The organism is Halobacillus trueperi (assembly GCF_003386945.1).
GTDB lineage: Bacteria > Bacillota > Bacilli > Bacillales > Halobacillaceae > Halobacillus > Halobacillus aidingensis.
In genome coordinates, this window is record NZ_QUAE01000001.1 from 267,769 (window position 1) to 284,098 (window position 16,330).

The 16,330-nt window shown below is 45.1% G+C and carries 16 protein-coding genes, 1 pseudogene and 1 other annotated feature; of the genes and pseudogenes, 14 read left to right on the plus strand and 3 right to left on the minus strand.

Features of this window, described 5'->3' with window-relative positions; translation table 11 throughout:
• Positions 1-60: 60 nt before the first annotated feature.
• The 4 genes from DYE48_RS01405 (at position 61) to DYE48_RS01420 (ending at position 5,036) form a co-directional block, all read left to right on the plus strand.
• Positions 61-3,216, plus strand: a complete 3,156-nt coding sequence (locus DYE48_RS01405) for a bifunctional cytochrome P450/NADPH--P450 reductase (RefSeq protein ID WP_115822072.1) — start codon at positions 61-63, stop codon at positions 3,214-3,216.
• Positions 3,217-3,473: 257 nt separating this feature from the next.
• Positions 3,474-4,310 carry an STAS domain-containing protein gene (locus DYE48_RS01410; protein WP_115822073.1) on the plus strand — a complete coding sequence of 279 codons (837 nt, stop codon included), beginning with the start codon at positions 3,474-3,476 and terminating at the stop codon, positions 4,308-4,310.
• Positions 4,311-4,516: 206 nt separating this feature from the next.
• A complete protein-coding gene (locus tag DYE48_RS01415) occupies positions 4,517-4,696 on the plus strand; it encodes a hypothetical protein (protein WP_115822074.1) in 180 nt (59 codons plus the stop codon).
• On the plus strand, positions 4,683-5,036 hold the full coding sequence (locus DYE48_RS01420; RefSeq protein ID WP_115822075.1) for a DUF2200 domain-containing protein: 354 nt from the start codon (positions 4,683-4,685) through the stop codon (positions 5,034-5,036). The genes DYE48_RS01415 and DYE48_RS01420 overlap by 14 nt, the downstream gene beginning before the upstream one ends.
• Positions 5,037-5,124: 88 nt before the next feature.
• On the opposite strand, the gene DYE48_RS01425 is transcribed toward DYE48_RS01420, so the two are convergent.
• Positions 5,125-5,994 carry a DMT family transporter gene (locus DYE48_RS01425; RefSeq protein WP_115822076.1) on the minus strand — a complete coding sequence of 290 codons (870 nt, stop codon included), beginning with the start codon at positions 5,992-5,994 and terminating at the stop codon, positions 5,125-5,127.
• Positions 5,995-6,437: 443 nt separating this feature from the next.
• On the opposite strand from DYE48_RS01425, the gene DYE48_RS01430 reads away from it, so the two are divergent.
• The 9 genes and pseudogenes from DYE48_RS01430 to DYE48_RS01470 all read left to right on the plus strand — a co-directional run bounded on the left by DYE48_RS01430 (position 6,438) and on the right by DYE48_RS01470 (position 13,040).
• On the plus strand, positions 6,438-7,799 hold the full coding sequence (locus tag DYE48_RS01430) for a DUF2254 domain-containing protein (RefSeq protein ID WP_167449420.1): 1,362 nt from the start codon (positions 6,438-6,440) through the stop codon (positions 7,797-7,799).
• Between the two features lie 128 nt (positions 7,800-7,927).
• Positions 7,928-8,190 (plus strand): annotated as a pseudogene (locus DYE48_RS21335) (GNAT family N-acetyltransferase); the annotation flags it as partial.
• Between the two features lie 38 nt (positions 8,191-8,228).
• On the plus strand, positions 8,229-8,648 hold the full coding sequence (locus tag DYE48_RS01440) for an NUDIX hydrolase (protein ID WP_115822078.1): 420 nt from the start codon (positions 8,229-8,231) through the stop codon (positions 8,646-8,648).
• Between the two features lie 155 nt (positions 8,649-8,803).
• Positions 8,804-9,175 carry a VOC family protein gene (locus DYE48_RS01445; protein ID WP_115822079.1) on the plus strand — a complete coding sequence of 124 codons (372 nt, stop codon included), beginning with the start codon at positions 8,804-8,806 and terminating at the stop codon, positions 9,173-9,175.
• 174 nt (positions 9,176-9,349) lie between these two features.
• Positions 9,350-9,598: a binding site (T-box leader), on the plus strand.
• Between the two features lie 66 nt (positions 9,599-9,664).
• Positions 9,665-10,885, plus strand: coding sequence for an MFS transporter (locus DYE48_RS01450; protein WP_115822263.1), 1,221 nt, complete (start codon positions 9,665-9,667; stop codon positions 10,883-10,885).
• 124 nt (positions 10,886-11,009) lie between these two features.
• Entirely contained in the window at positions 11,010-11,489 is a 480-nt protein-coding gene (locus DYE48_RS01455) for a VanZ family protein (RefSeq protein WP_244199345.1), read from the plus strand.
• The gene (locus tag DYE48_RS01460; RefSeq protein ID WP_115822080.1) at positions 11,482-12,033 is read left to right on the plus strand and encodes an AAA family ATPase; all 552 of its coding nucleotides are present in this window, start codon (positions 11,482-11,484) and stop codon (positions 12,031-12,033) included. The genes DYE48_RS01455 and DYE48_RS01460 overlap by 8 nt, the downstream gene beginning before the upstream one ends.
• A gap of 50 nt (positions 12,034-12,083) precedes the next feature.
• A complete protein-coding gene (locus DYE48_RS01465) occupies positions 12,084-12,272 on the plus strand; it encodes a hypothetical protein (protein ID WP_089651021.1) in 189 nt (62 codons plus the stop codon).
• A gap of 225 nt (positions 12,273-12,497) precedes the next feature.
• Positions 12,498-13,040: a TetR/AcrR family transcriptional regulator gene (locus tag DYE48_RS01470; RefSeq protein ID WP_115822081.1), complete on the plus strand. Its 543-nt coding sequence runs from the start codon at positions 12,498-12,500 to the stop codon at positions 13,038-13,040.
• Between the two features lie 73 nt (positions 13,041-13,113).
• On the opposite strand, the gene DYE48_RS01475 is transcribed toward DYE48_RS01470, so the two are convergent.
• Both DYE48_RS01475 and DYE48_RS01480 read right to left on the minus strand, forming a co-directional pair.
• Entirely contained in the window at positions 13,114-13,515 is a 402-nt protein-coding gene (locus DYE48_RS01475; protein ID WP_115822082.1) for a carboxymuconolactone decarboxylase family protein, read from the minus strand.
• Positions 13,516-13,531: 16 nt separating this feature from the next.
• On the minus strand, positions 13,532-15,076 hold the full coding sequence (locus DYE48_RS01480) for a BCCT family transporter (protein ID WP_115822083.1): 1,545 nt from the start codon (positions 15,074-15,076) through the stop codon (positions 13,532-13,534).
• Between the two features lie 362 nt (positions 15,077-15,438).
• On the opposite strand from DYE48_RS01480, the gene DYE48_RS01485 reads away from it, so the two are divergent.
• Positions 15,439-16,329, plus strand: coding sequence for a beta-keto acid cleavage family enzyme (locus tag DYE48_RS01485; protein ID WP_115822084.1), 891 nt, complete (start codon positions 15,439-15,441; stop codon positions 16,327-16,329).
• The last annotated feature ends 1 nt before the right edge of the window (position 16,330 follow it).

The following is a 16,330-nucleotide window of genomic DNA, read 5'->3' on the forward strand; positions in this document are numbered from 1 at the left end:
CTATAAGCGGAATGAATATTCATTCCGGTATCTTCAATACGATCAAAGAGGTGTTTGTCCATGAATCATACAGAAAATCTTCCACAACCGAAATCTTATGGACCGCTCGGGAATTTACCGGGCATTGACAAAGAAAAACCCGTGCAGTCGTTTATGAAGCATGCCCGGGAACTTGGTCCGATCTATCAACTCCAATTCCCGGGCCGGGTCAGTACATTTATTTCAAACGCACGTTTTGCTGCTGAAATCTGTGACGAGACGCGTTTTGATAAAAAAGTAGGGCCTGCCCTCCAAAAAGTACGCGCTTTTGGCGGTGATGGTTTGTTCACAAGTGGAACGGAAGAACCGAATTGGAAGAAGGCTCATAATATCCTGCTGCCAAGCTTCAGCCAGCAAGCCATGAAGGGCTATCATGAAAAAATGATCGACCTTGCTTCCCAGCTGATCCAAAAATGGGCGAGGCTGAATCCGAATGAAGAAGTTGATGTACCTGATGATATGACACGTCTGACGCTTGATACCATCGGTTTGTGCGGATTCAATTATCGTTTCAACAGCTTCTATCGGGAAGATTCGCATCCTTTCATAGAAAAAATGGTGCGGGCGCTTGATGAATCGATGAGCCAGACGCAGCGTCTCGGGATCCAGGATAAGCTGATGGTCCGTTCCAAACGACAATTCAAAGAAGATATCGATTACATGTTCAACTTAGTCGATCAATTAATCGAAGAAAGGAAACAAGCAGGAGATCAAGGAGAGGACGACCTGCTTGGGCATATGCTGAAAGGGAAAGATCCTGAAACAGGGGAAGCACTGGATGATGAGAATATCCGCTTCCAAATCATCACCTTTCTCATCGCCGGACACGAAACGACGAGTGGACTCCTATCTTTTGCCATGTACTATTTGTTGAAACATCCTGATAAGTTACAGAAGGCGTATGAAGAAGTGGATGAAGTGCTTGGTGACGATACCCCTTCCTATAAACAAGTGAAACAGTTGAAATACGTGCGGATGATATTGAACGAAGCTTTACGCCTATGGCCGACCGCTCCAGCGTTTTCTGTGTATGCCAAGGAAGATACAACGCTTGATGGCGAATACGAGGTGGAAAAAGGGGATACGTTCACCCTGCTTATTCCGGAGCTTCACCGGGATACGACCGTTTGGGGAGACGATGCGGAGGAATTCAATCCGGAACGCTTTGAAAATCCAGCGAGCATCCCGCATCATGCGTATAAGCCTTTTGGCAATGGACAAAGAGCGTGCATCGGGCAGCAGTTCGCCCTCCATGAAGCGACCCTCGTTCTCGGCATGGTTTTGCAGCATTTCGATCTTGAAGATCATACCGATTATGAACTGGATGTCAAAGAAACGTTGACGTTCAAGCCTGACGGGCTGACGATGAAAGTGAAAGCGAGAAGAGAATTCAACGGGTTCAAGCCACAAGACGTTGATGAAAAGGAAGATGTGAAGGATATTCCCGCACGTGAGTCCCATGGCACTCCATTCCTTGTATTGTTCGGGTCGAACATGGGGACAGCAGAAGGAGTGGCCCGGGAGCTTGTAGAAACCGCCCGCCATCAAGGGTTTTCCGTAATGACGGCTCCACTCGATGAATGGACAGGGAGTCTTCCAAAAGAAGGAGCTACCTTGATCGTATCTGCCTCCTACAATGGCAATCCGCCAGACAACGCGACCTCTTTTGTCCAGTGGCTGACTTCTGCTGAGGAAGCAGACCTCGATGGGGTAACTTACGCGGTTTTTGGCTGTGGAGACCGCAATTGGGCGAGCACTTATCAACGGGTTCCTGCAACGATCGATCACGAGCTCGATGCGAAAGGAGCTGTCCGCCTGCTTGAACGAGGAGAAGGTGATGCCAGCGAAGACTTTGATGGTGATTTGGAAAAATGGGAAGAGAAACTATGGCCGTCTTTAGCCGACCATTTTAAATTGGATTTAGAAGAAGGACAGGATCTCTCAAGCCCCGTTTCCATGGAATTCGTCAGTGGAACGAGCTACACGCCTGTCGCTCGTACCTATGACGCCTTCACAGCTGTTGTGCTTGAAAACAGGGAGCTGTTGAAGTCTGATGAGCGCAGCACCCGACACGTGGAGGTTGAACTTCCTGCAGGCATGACTTTCAAAGAAGGAGATCACTTGGGTGTCGTGCCGGAAAATACACAGGCCCTTATCAACAGGGTGTTGGATCGGTTCGGAATCAAAGGAGAAGAGCACGTGATTTTGAGCGAAGGAACCGGCCGGGCATCCCATCTGCCTACAGGCCAACCCGTTCAACTCCACCAATTGTTATCGTCTTACGTGGAATTGCAGGAACCGGCGACTCGTGCACAAATCCGTGCCCTCGCAGCGAGTAATCCTTGCCCGCCTCACAAAATCGAGCTGGAACAACTCGTAGAGGATGAAAACTATAAAACTGAGATTCTGGAAAAACGTCAAACGATGCTTGAACTGTTGGAAGCCTATTCTTCCTGTGAAATGGAGTTTGAACAATTCATTTCCCTGCTTCCAGCTTTGAAAGTCCGTTATTATTCAATTTCCAGTTCCCCTCGTGTTGATGCCCATCAACCGAGTGTGACGGTGAGTGTTGTTCGAGGAGAGGCTTGGAGCGGCAACGGAGAGTATGAAGGTGTGGCTTCGAACTACCTCGCATCAAGAGATATCGGAGACAAAATCGCCTGTTTCGTCCGCACACCTCAATCAGATTTCCAACTGCCGGAAGATCCTGAAACCCCGATGATCCTTGTCGGACCGGGAACTGGAATCGCTCCCTTCCGAGGATTCATTCAGGCTCGTAAAGCGATGCAGCAGGAAGGGACAACGCTTGGTGAAGCCCACCTTTATTTCGGGTGCCGTCACCCAGAACAGGACTTTCTGTACGAAGAGGAATTGAAAGAAGCGGAACGTTTAGAATTGATTGACCTGCATACCGCTTTTTCAAGACATCAGCATGGTGAAAAGGTGTATGTCCAACATATGATGAGGAAAAATGCGGAAGCTATCCTTTCTTTATTGGATCAAGGAGGCCGTCTCTATATTTGTGGGGATGGCAGCAAAATGGCCCCAGAAGTAACGAATACGCTTATCGCTTGTTACCAGGACCTCCATCAAGTAAGCGAGCAGGAAGCTGTTTCATGGTTGGATGAGCTTGAGCGATCCGGCCGATTGGCTAAGGATGTATGGGCGGGTTCTTAAAAGACTAGATCATTCTTTAATAGTTATGAAAACCCTGATTTCTCATGAGAAATCAGGGTTTTTACTTTTGCAGGGCCTCATCACCCACTGAACATTGTTCTATGAGAAGAGTTTTATATTTCCACTCGAAATATAGTACGTATTATTGTAATATATTAATGAATATCCTTTGGGACTTAAAAAGATAAAAGTAGAAGATACATTTTCAGCGGAAATTGTTTAAATCATTCATTTGTATTTTTTGAGGAGGAAAATAAATGACGGCGGCAAAGTCAGGAGCATTGAGCCCTGTAACGACTACAATACTTGAACAGAAAGAACAGTTGGCTCGAGCGGTTGCAATACCTAATGAAATAGGAAAAGGTGTTTCAGAACAATTAATTACTTGGAGAATGGGATTGATTCAAGCCTATGCAAACTCTTTAAGTCAGGATTTTGAGGAAGTGACTCAAAATCTTGAAAAGTGGAGCGATCACGTTTCAGGGGAACTAGTAGGATTAAGGTTGCCTTTGAACTTGGCCCTCGTAGAAATAAATGAGTATAGGGAAGTCATTGGCGCTATGATCAAAGACGAAGCGAAAACACAGAATCTGTCCCTTGACGATTTTTATGATATCCTTACTCAGTTTCATCATGCGGTTGACCAAGCGGTGCAATTCATGAGTCGATCGTATATGGATGACTTTGAAAATACGATACAAACGGCTAATTATGCGGTTGATGAACTTTCCGTTCCTATCGTTCGAGTTACGGAGACAGTCGGTGTCATTCCAATCGTTGGAGAAATAGATACGAAAAGGGCCCAACTGCTTATGGAGAATGCCTTGAAGCAAGGGGAAGAATACGAGCTTGACACGATCATTTTAGATTTATCGGGTGTGAGTATCATCGATACAATGGTGGCTCACCAATTATTTAAAGTCATTAATTCATTAAAACTTACAGGTGTGAATGGAATAATGAGCGGCATCCGTCCTGATATTGTACAGACAATGGTTAGTCTGGGAATTGATATGAAAGGGATCCATACGTTCAGCAGCCTCCACAAGGCCATTGAATCATTGCAATTACTTGAGAAGAAAGTCAACGTTTAATGTTGGCTTTCTTCTTTATTATTGCCATCTGTCCCTCACCATGCTAAAAGGTAAATGACAGGAACGGGATTAAATACAAAGTTCAATGTCTTAGTCTTTACACCAGTTCTAATCGAAAAATGGATGTGCTGCATAGAAACAGATTTCTTTCGTTTCCCTTTTTCTCTGTGATAATGACATACATCGTTGAAAAAGGAGGCAGATCAATGACAAACCAAACAACAACGAAACCTTTATTTGAAAATTTCACGAGTGATAAATTAAATCTTCCAAACCGCACCGTCATGGCACCATTTATTTATGACAAGTCAAAACTATGGAATGATATAATTAAAACAATGAATGAAGAAGACAAGAAAAGGAGGATGAATGATGACCAAACATAAGATCTATACGATGAGTTTCGCAAGTGTCTACCCTCACTATGTGAAGAAGGCAGAAAAAAAAGGCCGTACGAAAACTGAAGTCGACGAAATCATCCGATGGTTGACAGGTTATAATCAAGAAGAGTTAGAGGCGCATTTGGAAAAAAAGACAGACTTTGAAACCTTTTTTGCAGAAGCTCCGGAACTGAACCCTTCACGAGCCATGATCAAAGGTGTCATCTGCGGCGTACGGGTGGAAGAGATCGAAGAGCCGACGATGCAGGAAATCCGCTACTTGGATAAGCTGATCGATGAGCTGGCCAAGGGGAAAGCGATGGAGAAGATTTTACGGAAATCCTAAAGGGAAAATGAAAAACACGGCCTCCATTTAATTAAATGGAGGCCGTGTTTTTTTGTGAAACGGCTAAACGTGCCTGCACTAAATTCCTTCAGTCGGACTGCTTCACGCTTAGAGTTGTGATCGTAAACAGGATCAGAGCCATTCCAACGAGCTGGATCATGCCCAATTGATCCCCAAGGAGCAGCACACCGAATAATGACGCTGTGACGGGTTCGACCATAGCGACCATCGAAGCTGTGGACGGTGCCGTCTTGCGTATACCGATAATATAGAGGATGAAGGAAACTCCAGCCCCGACGAGCCCTAACAGAATGAACCATCCGATGTCGCTGGACGTCAACGCATCTGTCATTTCCTGCTTGTCTGTAAAAACAAAGAGAATGACACAAAAGAAGAAAAAGGCGGTGGCTAACGCTGTCTCCACGCTGCCCTTATGAGAAGCCTTTTTAAATCCGAATATAAACACCGCATAGCAGATTCCGGCCCCGAGTCCAGCGGCTGTCCCTAGAAAACTCCCGGACAGCGTTTCGATATTGTAGGCACCTGTAAGAAGGATGATCCCTATGAGTACGCCTGCGATGCATCCCCATTTCAACCATGATGAACGCTCAATCCCTAATACAAAAGAGATCAAAAGGACAAAGACAGGTGCAGTGTACATCAGAGTAGCAGCCACAGCTACGCTTGCAGATTCAATACTCAGAAAATATAAAGTGAAGTTACCAGCAACACCTACACCAGCCAACAGAGACCATAGATATAAGCGGCTGGTGTAAACCCACTTCCTGCTAAATCGGATGAGAAACCAAACAAAAAAACATAAGAACCCAACGGCACCTCTGTAAAAGGAAATGGTGATAGGGTCCCAGCCCTTGCTCATCAAAATATCTGCGATTCCTCCACTAATGCCCCAGCATATTGCTGCCAGTATAACCAATCCTACACCTGCGTATCTCATTATGTGCCTCCTATATATTCAGTCATCGTAATTTTCCTAGGTCAGAGAAAGTGAACTCATATACGTAAATGGATGGGGCGCCCCATCCATTTACGGTGCTGCGTGTTTTTATTTAACGTGTTAAAGGTAGTTCCTCAAATTTTTTCCACCTAAACGTGAATTTCATTGCATGGAATAGGAAAGCTAATTTGAAAGAATAAAGGAAATAACAAGAGGTGAGGTCTCTACTGAATTGAATAATTTTCTATATTCAATGGGGTTTGAATAGTTCTAGGTTCATGAGCCCAGGGATGATTTCGATATTTATCCCTATTTTTGATGGAAACACAAAAAAACAGGTTCACTTCCTTCTTTGCAGGGTAGGAAATAGAAGGATTCAAAAGTCTTAAGAAAAGATTGGGGATCATATGGGGATCTTTTACTATATAAAGAAATATTTTAAGATGTCGAGACGACAGCGGAAAAGTGAATTAAAGTCAACGTTATGGTTTATGCCTTTTTGGTATATCGTGGGAGCGATCGGTTTATCCGCCTTTACCTTTTATCTTGATTATGTGGTGGATGTCGGTTTATATCTGCCAGCAGCCATAGGTTTCAGCGGACAGACACTGCAGGTGCTTCTGAGTGCCCTTGTCGGTGGGGTACTGACCTTGAGCGCGTTTACCATTAACTCCCTGCTCGTCGCTTTGACGACGTTCAGCGGGCAATTTTCGTCCAAGATGCTTGTGAACTTTGTCAGTGACCGGGCGACCCAGCATGTGCTTGGTATTTTTAACGGAAGTTTTATTTATGTACTGCTGAACTTTTTGTACGTGACGCATGAAGAAGAGGAGTATATTGTTGCAACACCGGTTTTATCCATCCTCACAGCGATTACAGCTGCGGTGACGTTTATTTATTTCATCAACCATACGACCACCTGGATGCAGGTGCATAACATCAGTTTTAATATGAATACCAAGTCGAAACAGGTCCAGGCTTCTCTGGAAAAAGAATTAAAGCCTTACCACCTTGAAAAGGAGATAGAGGTAGAATCACTCCCCGCTGATGCGGATGGGAAGGTGATCAAGACCCGCCAGTCTGGTTATCTTCAAGTGGCTGACTTTTCAAGATTGATTAAGCAGGCGAAGAGTGACAACAGCCTTCTTAGGTTTGATGTCAGAATCGGGGAGTTTGTTTTAGAAGGAACACCGATCCTTACGTATTGGGAACAAGGTCAAACCATTCATCCCGACCGCTATTTGAAGTCGATGGAAATCGGGGTCAAACAAACAGAAATTCAAGACCTGGAGTACGGGCTCAATAAGCTGGCCGAGGTAGCCATCAAGGCTTTAGGTCATAATGACCCGCTTACGGTGACGAATACGATTCACCAGATTGCGGATCTGTTGAAAAGCATCGGTCAGTCTACCAATTTCTCTCCCTATCTTTTTGACAATGAAGAGGAGCTTCGGATCATTTTGAATCAAAAAACTTTCCGGTATTACCTTCATAGGGGATTTGCCTCCATCCGCGAGTACGCGGACCAGAACTCGACCGTGATGACAGAGCTTTTGACCATGATTTCGCTCCTCAGTAAAACGATGGATCAGAATGTTCACGAAGATCTATGGGAATTTGCCCGTCAGACGATTCTAGGGTTTGATAACTACAGTCTGTACGAAAATGATTGCCTGTATATTTTAGAGCAGTTAGCCGAACTTGCTCAAAACACAGGCCATCAGCAGGATTATCTTTTCCTGCTTGAATATATGTTGAAGCGGGTGAGTTCGAAGAGTGCCTCTGAAGATCCTGCTTCTCTTTAAAAAGGAAAAGCGCCTGCCCTACTTTTGAGTAAGGCAGGCGCTTTTTATGGTTGGAGGTATAGTCTTTCCCCTTTCATCAAACGGGAATGTTATTCTAACGCCGTTAAATCAACAAATTTTAAAGGCTTGGATTTGGGAAGTATCTGCTAAATGAAGCTGTGAAAATTGCGTTGGAATTTAATAAATAGAAGATATGGCTGGGTGTGTGGAAAAGAAATGAGAATGCTATAATTTTCTGCAAGAAGATGGGGTTGTAGAAGTGGATACGCATTCTTTTTTTATGGGAGATGAAGAACAGACGGACGTAATCATGGTGAAAATTCTCTATCTCCTTTGGTCAACGTCGTTTATGGTGTTAAGAAAACTTATAGAGTGGCAGCTGTCCGATTAGGATAACCGCACCTTTAGGAATCAGGAGGATATCATAGAGTGACTTCTATCAAAAAAGCATATGGGTACGTAACGAGAATAATAGAAGGTCGACCGCAAGTATTAGTGTTGCAGCATCCTGTCGCTGAAGCAGGGATTCAAATACCCAAGGGGACGGTGCAGCCGGGTGAAGAAACTCAGAATGCCGTTCTAAGAGAAATGGAAGAAGAAACGGGATTAAGAAACCTTCGAGTTGAACAACTCCTTGCTGAAGATTTGTGGGAAAATGATGACGGGTCTATACATCACCGATTTTTTTATGAGTTACCGGTCTTTCATGTAGATGATGAATGGGACCACGATCCAACAGGTGGGGGAGAAGAAGAGGGGCTTACGTTTCATTTCTTTTGGATCTCTTCGATCGATGAGGTTGAACTGATCAGGGGCCATGGAGATTATTTGCCGCTAATTTTCAATTGAACATATCCGCACTTGTGGACGATCCTGTTTTTATTTGTTCTTTCTGTTCAAAACGTCTTCCGCTTCATTAACCATATGGAAAAGGAATGGCAGGTTTTTTACCTTACCAAAGCGAACATGTTACAGGATAGGGCAAAATTAAAGGGGGATATGAAATGGAACTTGGTGCATTTTCAGTAAGTTTAACGGTGAAAGACATCAACAAATCCAAAGCTTTTTATGAAAAATTAGGATTTCAATCTTATGGTGGAGATCCTTCGCAAAACTGGCTCATCATGAAAAATGAAAGCTGTGTCATTGGATTATTTCAAGGGATGTTTGAGAAAAACATACTGACTTTCAATCCTGGTTGGAATCAACAAGCAGAGAATACCGATTCATTTACAGATGTACGGGAATTACAAAACCAGTTGAAACAAAAAGGAATTGAAATCCTATCCGAAGCAGATGAAACGGGCGAAGGACCTGAAAGTTTTACAATTGAAGACCCTGATGGTAACCCTATCCTCATCGATCAACATAGATAAGTGTTTATGATTCGATAATGAAAAGCGTAAGAATCACGAAACCTATCATTTCTCAGGACCTCAAAAGGGGTCTGATAGTAGAAAAAGGATAAAGGGGAATCCTTTACTTAATGGGATAAGTTCAATAAATGCCCTTTACAATAATGGAATATTCTTGCATAGTATAGAGAAATGAAAACGGCGTTGAAGAGAAGAGTAGATAAGTAGAAGCCTTCACAGAGAGCTCCGCGTGCTGAAAAGGGGCAAGGATTCTTTTATCGAAACAAACCTCTGAGCTTCTCATGGGAACCAGTGGAGGTGATCATGGGACGGGAGCTCCCGTTACAGAGATAGGGTATGAAGCGCGTACTCGATGAGCTGGGTGTGGCGACACATCCATGAAACTGGGGTGGCACCGCGGATGAAACAGACCTCGCCCCCAAGACTTACACGTCTTGGGGGTGAGTTTTTTTATTTCTTAAAATAGCTGCGAGGAGGCTGTGTATGGAATTGAAAAAGAGGTTTCGTTCGTGGAAGCACCCGTTTCTATTGCTATCAGGGGTAGGTCTTTCAAACATCGGAGATTGGATCTATTTGATTGCCTTGAATTTGATCGTGCTTGAAATGACCGGTTCGCCGCTTGCGGTCACGGTTTTGTATTTGCTGAAGCAGGTAGCGACGCTTATGACAAATGTGTGGGCAGGGTCTCTGGTGGACAGGGTCAATCAGCGGAATCTTATGATTGGGCTCGATGTGTTCCGAGCTCTTTTGCTTGTCGTTCTTCCTGCTTTGTCTTCTCTCTCGGCCATGTACACACTTGTCCTGTTTGTGAATATGGCAGGGTCTATTTTCGAGCCCGCTTCGATGACATATGTGACGAAGCTGATTCCAAGCGATCAGCGGAAACGATTCAATGCGTTAAGAAGTTTGATTGATTCGGGAGGATTTCTGATCGGACCTGCGATTGCAGGCGTTCTTTTCATCATCGGAACTCCTGAGCTGGCGATTTATTTTAATGCCTGGACGTTTTTCATTTCAGGGATCATTTCTTTCCTGCTTCCCCGCTTGGAAACAAAGGTTGAAAAAGAAAGGGAAGCATGGTCAGTGACCTTGCTGAAAAAAGATTGGGGCATTGTGCGGTCGTTTACGAAGCATCATGCTTTGATCATGACGATTTATTTTCTGTTCGGACTGATGATGGTGATGGCGGCAGCGCTTGATTCGGTGGAGGCCGCTTTTTCAAAAGAAGTCCTGCAGTTGACGGACGTGGCGTATGGTTTTCTTGTCAGTATTGCGGGAGCAGGAATCGCTGTTGGGGCTATATTCCTTACATGGTTCGGAAATTATCTCTCGACGAAAATCCTCCTCACTTGCGGCGGGTTGTTTGTAGCGGCCGGCTATTTGATTTACGCCTTTTCGGTAGATTTTTCAGGAGCGGCGGTCGGGTTCTTCTTGCTATCGTTGGCGCTTGCTTTTGCGAATACAGGCTTTCACACGTTCTACCAGGAGTGGATCCCTGTTCATGTGATGGGGAGAGTGACGAGTGTGTTCGGTTTATTGGAAAGTGTGCTCGTCATCTTTGCGACCGTCGTTATAGGAGCGGCTGCAGAGTGGGTTTCGATAAAAACGGCGGTTATAGGAGGATCGTTGATGATGCTTTTGGTAACGTTAGCTCTAGGTTATTACAATCGCCAGTGGAAAGAGAAGAAAGTGAATCAAACGGCGATATAGGTCGTGCTTTTTTAATGATGGAATGTTACATCTTCATGAAAAGGTCCTCGGGATGGTTTGGTTTGTCATTGCTCCGGGGTATGGTTAGGGAATATATCGATGAGAAAAGTTGGTGGAGGTTCTTATGTCAAAGGTTCAACGCATCATCATGAGTTTAGGTTTTACCGGGTATATCCTCTTTCTCGCGTTTTATATGTTTTTCCAATCACGCGGGGCGGCGGGGATGTCCTTGAGTCTATTTGAATATATACAAAGCCGCTCGAATCTGATTCCATTTAAAACCATCACTAATTATATAACCGCCCTACAGGAAGGGACGATGAATACGTGGACGGCTGTTAAAAATCTGCTTGGGAATGTGCTCGTCTTCACACCAATGGGTATTTTCCTGCCTGCCCTGTTTAGAAAATTGGACCGACTGCGTGCCTTCTTGCTCGCCTTTGTGTTGATCATTCTCTCAGCAGAAGTCGCGCAATTACTCACCCAAAGGGGTAGCTTTGATATCGATGATTTTATTTTGAATCTATTCGGTGCCTGGCTTGGGTTCCACGTGTGGAAAACAAATCTCGTCCAAAAATGGGTAGGGAGAAGAAGTTATGAATAGATATGTGGTGATGACTGTCGGAATGACGCACAGTGGAAAGTCGACGTTTGCGAGAATGCTGGAGGAAGCGTTGAAGAACACGGTCGTGATTGACCAGGATGATCAGGCGGCGTTTTTGAATACACATTATTCCCGGCTGGTTCCTGGACATGGACCGAATACGATCAAACACAGCATGACGAAAATGCTCGTCGATTATGCGGTAGAAGAAACGGATCTGCATCTCATCATCTGTAATTCGAACCGGAATCCAAAAGCAAGGAAAGCGCTGCTGGATGATTTTGAATGGAAAGGTTTTTCTACGATTCTTGTAAATTTTGATGTGCCAATCACTCTCCTTGAAAAACGCGTAGCAGACAGAAAGCGGGATTCATCGGTGTTGCGGACTGCTTCTTCTTTTGCTGAAGTACTGAGGCGGCAGCAGGAAGAATCACCGCATATCCAGCCCCCGTCTGATGAAGAGGTGGACCACTTTTTTACCATTGAAAAAGAGGGAGAGGTCATGGATGTGATCAGGAGGATAGCTGATCTTCTCTCGTCCTAGTATAAGAGTCTCGTATTCTGGCTATGCTAGTGATAGAAAGGATGATGAGCATGCAATACATGGAGAAGACGAACAAAGTGATGGCCGATTTGATTTCAGGCAAACGTCGTCATTTCGGAAATTACTCTTATCATCAGTCGGTTTTTACGGATGGCGTGAAGGAAGTTCCTGAATGGGAAGTGCGCCAATTTGTGCTCAATTATTTTATGGCGTTGGAAAATGTGAAAAGTCACGCGTGAATCAAGGTGGACGCTTTCATCGGATTGAATAGAAAGGTACACACTTCTGAAAGCAGGTGTGTACCTTTTGTTGTTTCGCCAATCCTGGCGATTGCAGGCAGCTATGTTGTCGGGAATACATACGAAAAGAAACAACAAAGGAAGGAATATGGTGCTCACTCAAATTGAAAACCCCCATGAATACTGATAATATGTAGAGAAAATGAACGTAAATGAGGGAAGCACATGCCAAGAGTATCGAAACGGCAAAAGATTTTGGAAGCAGCCGCACTCATCGTGCGTGAGCAGGGGAGCGATGCGCTCACATTGGACGCTGTTGCTAAGCGCGCAGAAGTGAGCAAAGGCGGATTGCTGTATCACTTTTCCACAAAAGAAGCGCTCGTGGAAGGGCTCGTCCAATACATGAACGATGTCTACCGGGAGAATGTGGAAGAATTAGTAGAAAACGATGATGCGGAGACGGGGAAATGGGCAAGGTCGTTCATTAACGTCATGCATGATAAAAGTACGGAAAACCGACCGCTCAGTTCAGGGATGCTGGCCGCTCAAGGGATCAATCCCAAGTTGTTGAAACCTCTTCAGGATACATATGCCGACTGGCAGAATCATATCGAGCATGACGGCCTCGATCAAATCGATGCGACGATTTTGCGTCTTGCGGTCGATGGGTTATGGCTGTCGGAAATTTTCGGGCTCGGGACTTTGCCACCGACGCTTAGAAAACAGGTTCTTGAACGATTGAACGAGCAAACATACAAATCGAAATAAAAAATCACCAGCTCTTTGGGAGAGCTGGTGATTTTTATTTGGCTACAGAAATCTTGATTATGATGAAAAAATTTCAGGCGAAAGCTTTTTCGGTGCGTTCCTGGAACACTTTTCGTGCCTGTGTGAGAGCATTGATGACCGATGGGAAGCCTACGTAAGGGATCAGCTGCATCATGGATTCAATGATTTCTTTTTCTGAAAGACCAGCATTTAGAGCGGTATTGATGTGCAGCTCAAGCTGCGGCAGACTGCCGGAGCCTTGCGTGACAAGGCTCGACAATACCGTTAGTGCGCGGGATTGTTTGCTTAGGTGATCGCGGTTGTAGATATCGCCGTAGGCAAACTCGATGATGTATTTTCCGAGATCCGGGGCGATATCTTCCAGTGCTTTCATAAGTTCAAAATGGTTGGTGCCTTTTTCTTCATCTGTATAGGAACGGAGGGTTTCCAATCCTTTTTCATAACGTGTATTCATGGTGTCTCTTCCTTTCTTAAGATGCTTTCTTGTCTTCTTTTTCTTCTTTCGCGCGGTCTTCGTTGACCATTTTGATGAAGGACCATCCGAGAATTGGCAGGATAATCAACAGTGGGAAACCGCCGACGATGCTGATCGTCTGCAGTGTCGTCAGTCCGCCCATGTTCATGAAAATCATCGGCAGAATGGATAAGGCCAAAGCCCAAAACAGACGGTTCCATTTAAGCGGTTCACCTTCGACGTGTTTTTGTACAACGGATGCGATGACATACGATCCAGAGTCATAGGTCGTCGATAAGAAAATGGTGGCGAGCAAAATGAAGACGATGATTGCAAGTGTTGCGAGCGGGAGTTCAGTCAAGGTACCGATGATGGCAGCAGGTGCGCCTTGTTGGTTCAAGGTATCAATGACCGGATACTGACCACTCAATTCCAAGTACATGGAATAGTTTCCTAAGATTCCGAAGAAAAGGATCGTCCCTAAGCTTCCAAACAGGATGGTTCCGAAAACGACTTGGCGTATCGTCCGTCCTTTGGAAATCCGTGCGATGAACAACCCGACAAACGGAGCATATACAATCCACCATGCCCAGTAGAAGACAGTCCAGCCTTCAGGGAATCCAGTCCGGGTAAATGAAGCAAGATCGTTGAACGGTTCTGCCCATAAGCTCATCAGGAAGAAGTTGTCCATCATCCGGCCGAGGGCTGAAGTCGTCGATTCTGTAATGAATGTGGTCGGCCCGACGGTGAAAATGAAAATCAACAGGATGAACGCGAGCCACAAGTTGATATCACTAAGGACGCGAATTCCTTTTTGCAGACCTGAATAAGCACTCAATCCGAAGATCAACGTACAGAAAAGCAGAATGATCGATTTCGTCGTCATCGTATCTGGAATGCCAACTAAGTTGTTCAGACCAGCTGAAATGATCGGTGCGGAAAGCGCAAGGCCTGTTCCACCTCCGCCTAAAAGTCCGAACATGAACAGAATGTCGACAAGACGTCCGACCCAGCCGTCGGTGTATTTACCGAGCACTGGACGACACGCTTCACTGATTTTGAAAACATCGGTTTTCTTCACGAAAAACATATAGCCGATCGGAAGAGCTGGAATGGCGAACATCGCCCATGCGATCGGCCCCCAATGGAAAAATCCGTACGTGGATGCCCACTGGATCGCCTCATTGGAACCTGCTTCAACACCGAAGGGAGGTCCTTGATAGTAGTAGGCCCATTCAATAACGCCCCAATAAAGAATCCCCGTTCCAATTCCACTCGTAAACAGCATCGCTGCCCAGGAGCTCGTCTTGAATTCTGCTTTTGTCTCAGCGTCTCCGAGCTTGATATCTCCATAGCGGCTCACTCCGACAAACAATAAGAAAAGCAGCATGATTAATCCGACTGATAAAAATAAGAAGCCTAATCGTTGCGTGACGACCTCATTCGCCGCCAGCACAATTTCTTTACCTTGTTCAGGGAAAATGATCAGAGGCAGGGATACAAATAGTAATAAGGCAAGAGCCCCTCCGAACGTTTTCCAATCCATGAGTTGTTTCTTCATGGGTATTCCTCCTTTATTCAGATGCGATGTTTCGTGTGTGACTTTTTAAACTGTACAATCTGGACGGTTTTGTTTCAAAACATGGATGAGGGTGTAAATGGGAGAATATTAAGCAATATTCAAGGAATGATAGGGTGTGAAGTTATATTTCACTTATTTTCATGTGTTTTAAGTATTAGTGCCAGTTCATCCATTGTATAAAGTGAAAATTGACAAATAGCTGAATTGTGCACGCCCGTCGTTTAGGGGAAGAAAAAAGGATCTATAGAAAAATCTATAAAAAGCATTTGAAACTAAACAGTCCAGATGGTATAGTTTGTGGTGGTTGATTAAACAAACGAATTCAAAGGAGGACCTTTGGAATGAAAAATAAAGTATTGCTGACATCTGCCGTGACAGGAGCGGGAGATACGATGAAGAAAAATCCACATGTCCCTGTGACACCGAAAGAGATCGCGGAATCTGCGATTGAATCGGCCAAAGCAGGAGCGACGGTTGCTCACGTCCATGCCCGTGACCCGAAAACGGGTGGCATCAGTCATAACTTGGAGCACTACCGTGAAATCGTCGATCGCATTCGGGAATCAGAAACGGATGTCATCATTAATATTACCTCCGGAGGCGGCGGTGATTTTATTCCGAGTTTGAGTACACCGGCAGCTGGTGGCGATGGGACAGACATCCAAACGCCGGCGGAGCGTCATGAACCTGTGGGAGAACTTTTGCCGGAAATGTGCACGCTTGACTGTGGAAGTACGAACTTCGGCAACATGATCTATATGAGCCCGACGGACTGGCTTCGAGATCAGGCGAAAATGATTCAGGAAAGTGGTGTGAAGCCTGAGCTTGAATGCTTCGATACAGGGCATATCCGTTTTGCTAATCAATTAGTGGAAGAAGGACTGATTGATGGGGATCCGATGTATCAGTTCTGTCTTGGCATTCCTTGGGGAGCGGCAGCCGATGCGGAAACGATGCTATATATGAAAAATCGTATCCCGGAAAATGCGCATTGGTCTGCGTTCGGCATCGGCCGTATGCAAATGCCGATGGCGTCCCAGGCGGCGATGCTCGGCGGAAATGTTCGCGTCGGTCTTGAAGATAACATCTACCTTTCAAAAGGTGTGGTGGCACGGAACGAACAGCTTGTCGACAAAGCGGTGACGATGCTGCGAGGTCTTGACCTTGAGCCAATGACGCCTCAGGAAGCACGTGAATACTACAATCTTAGAAATCCACACGGAGGGAAGTAAT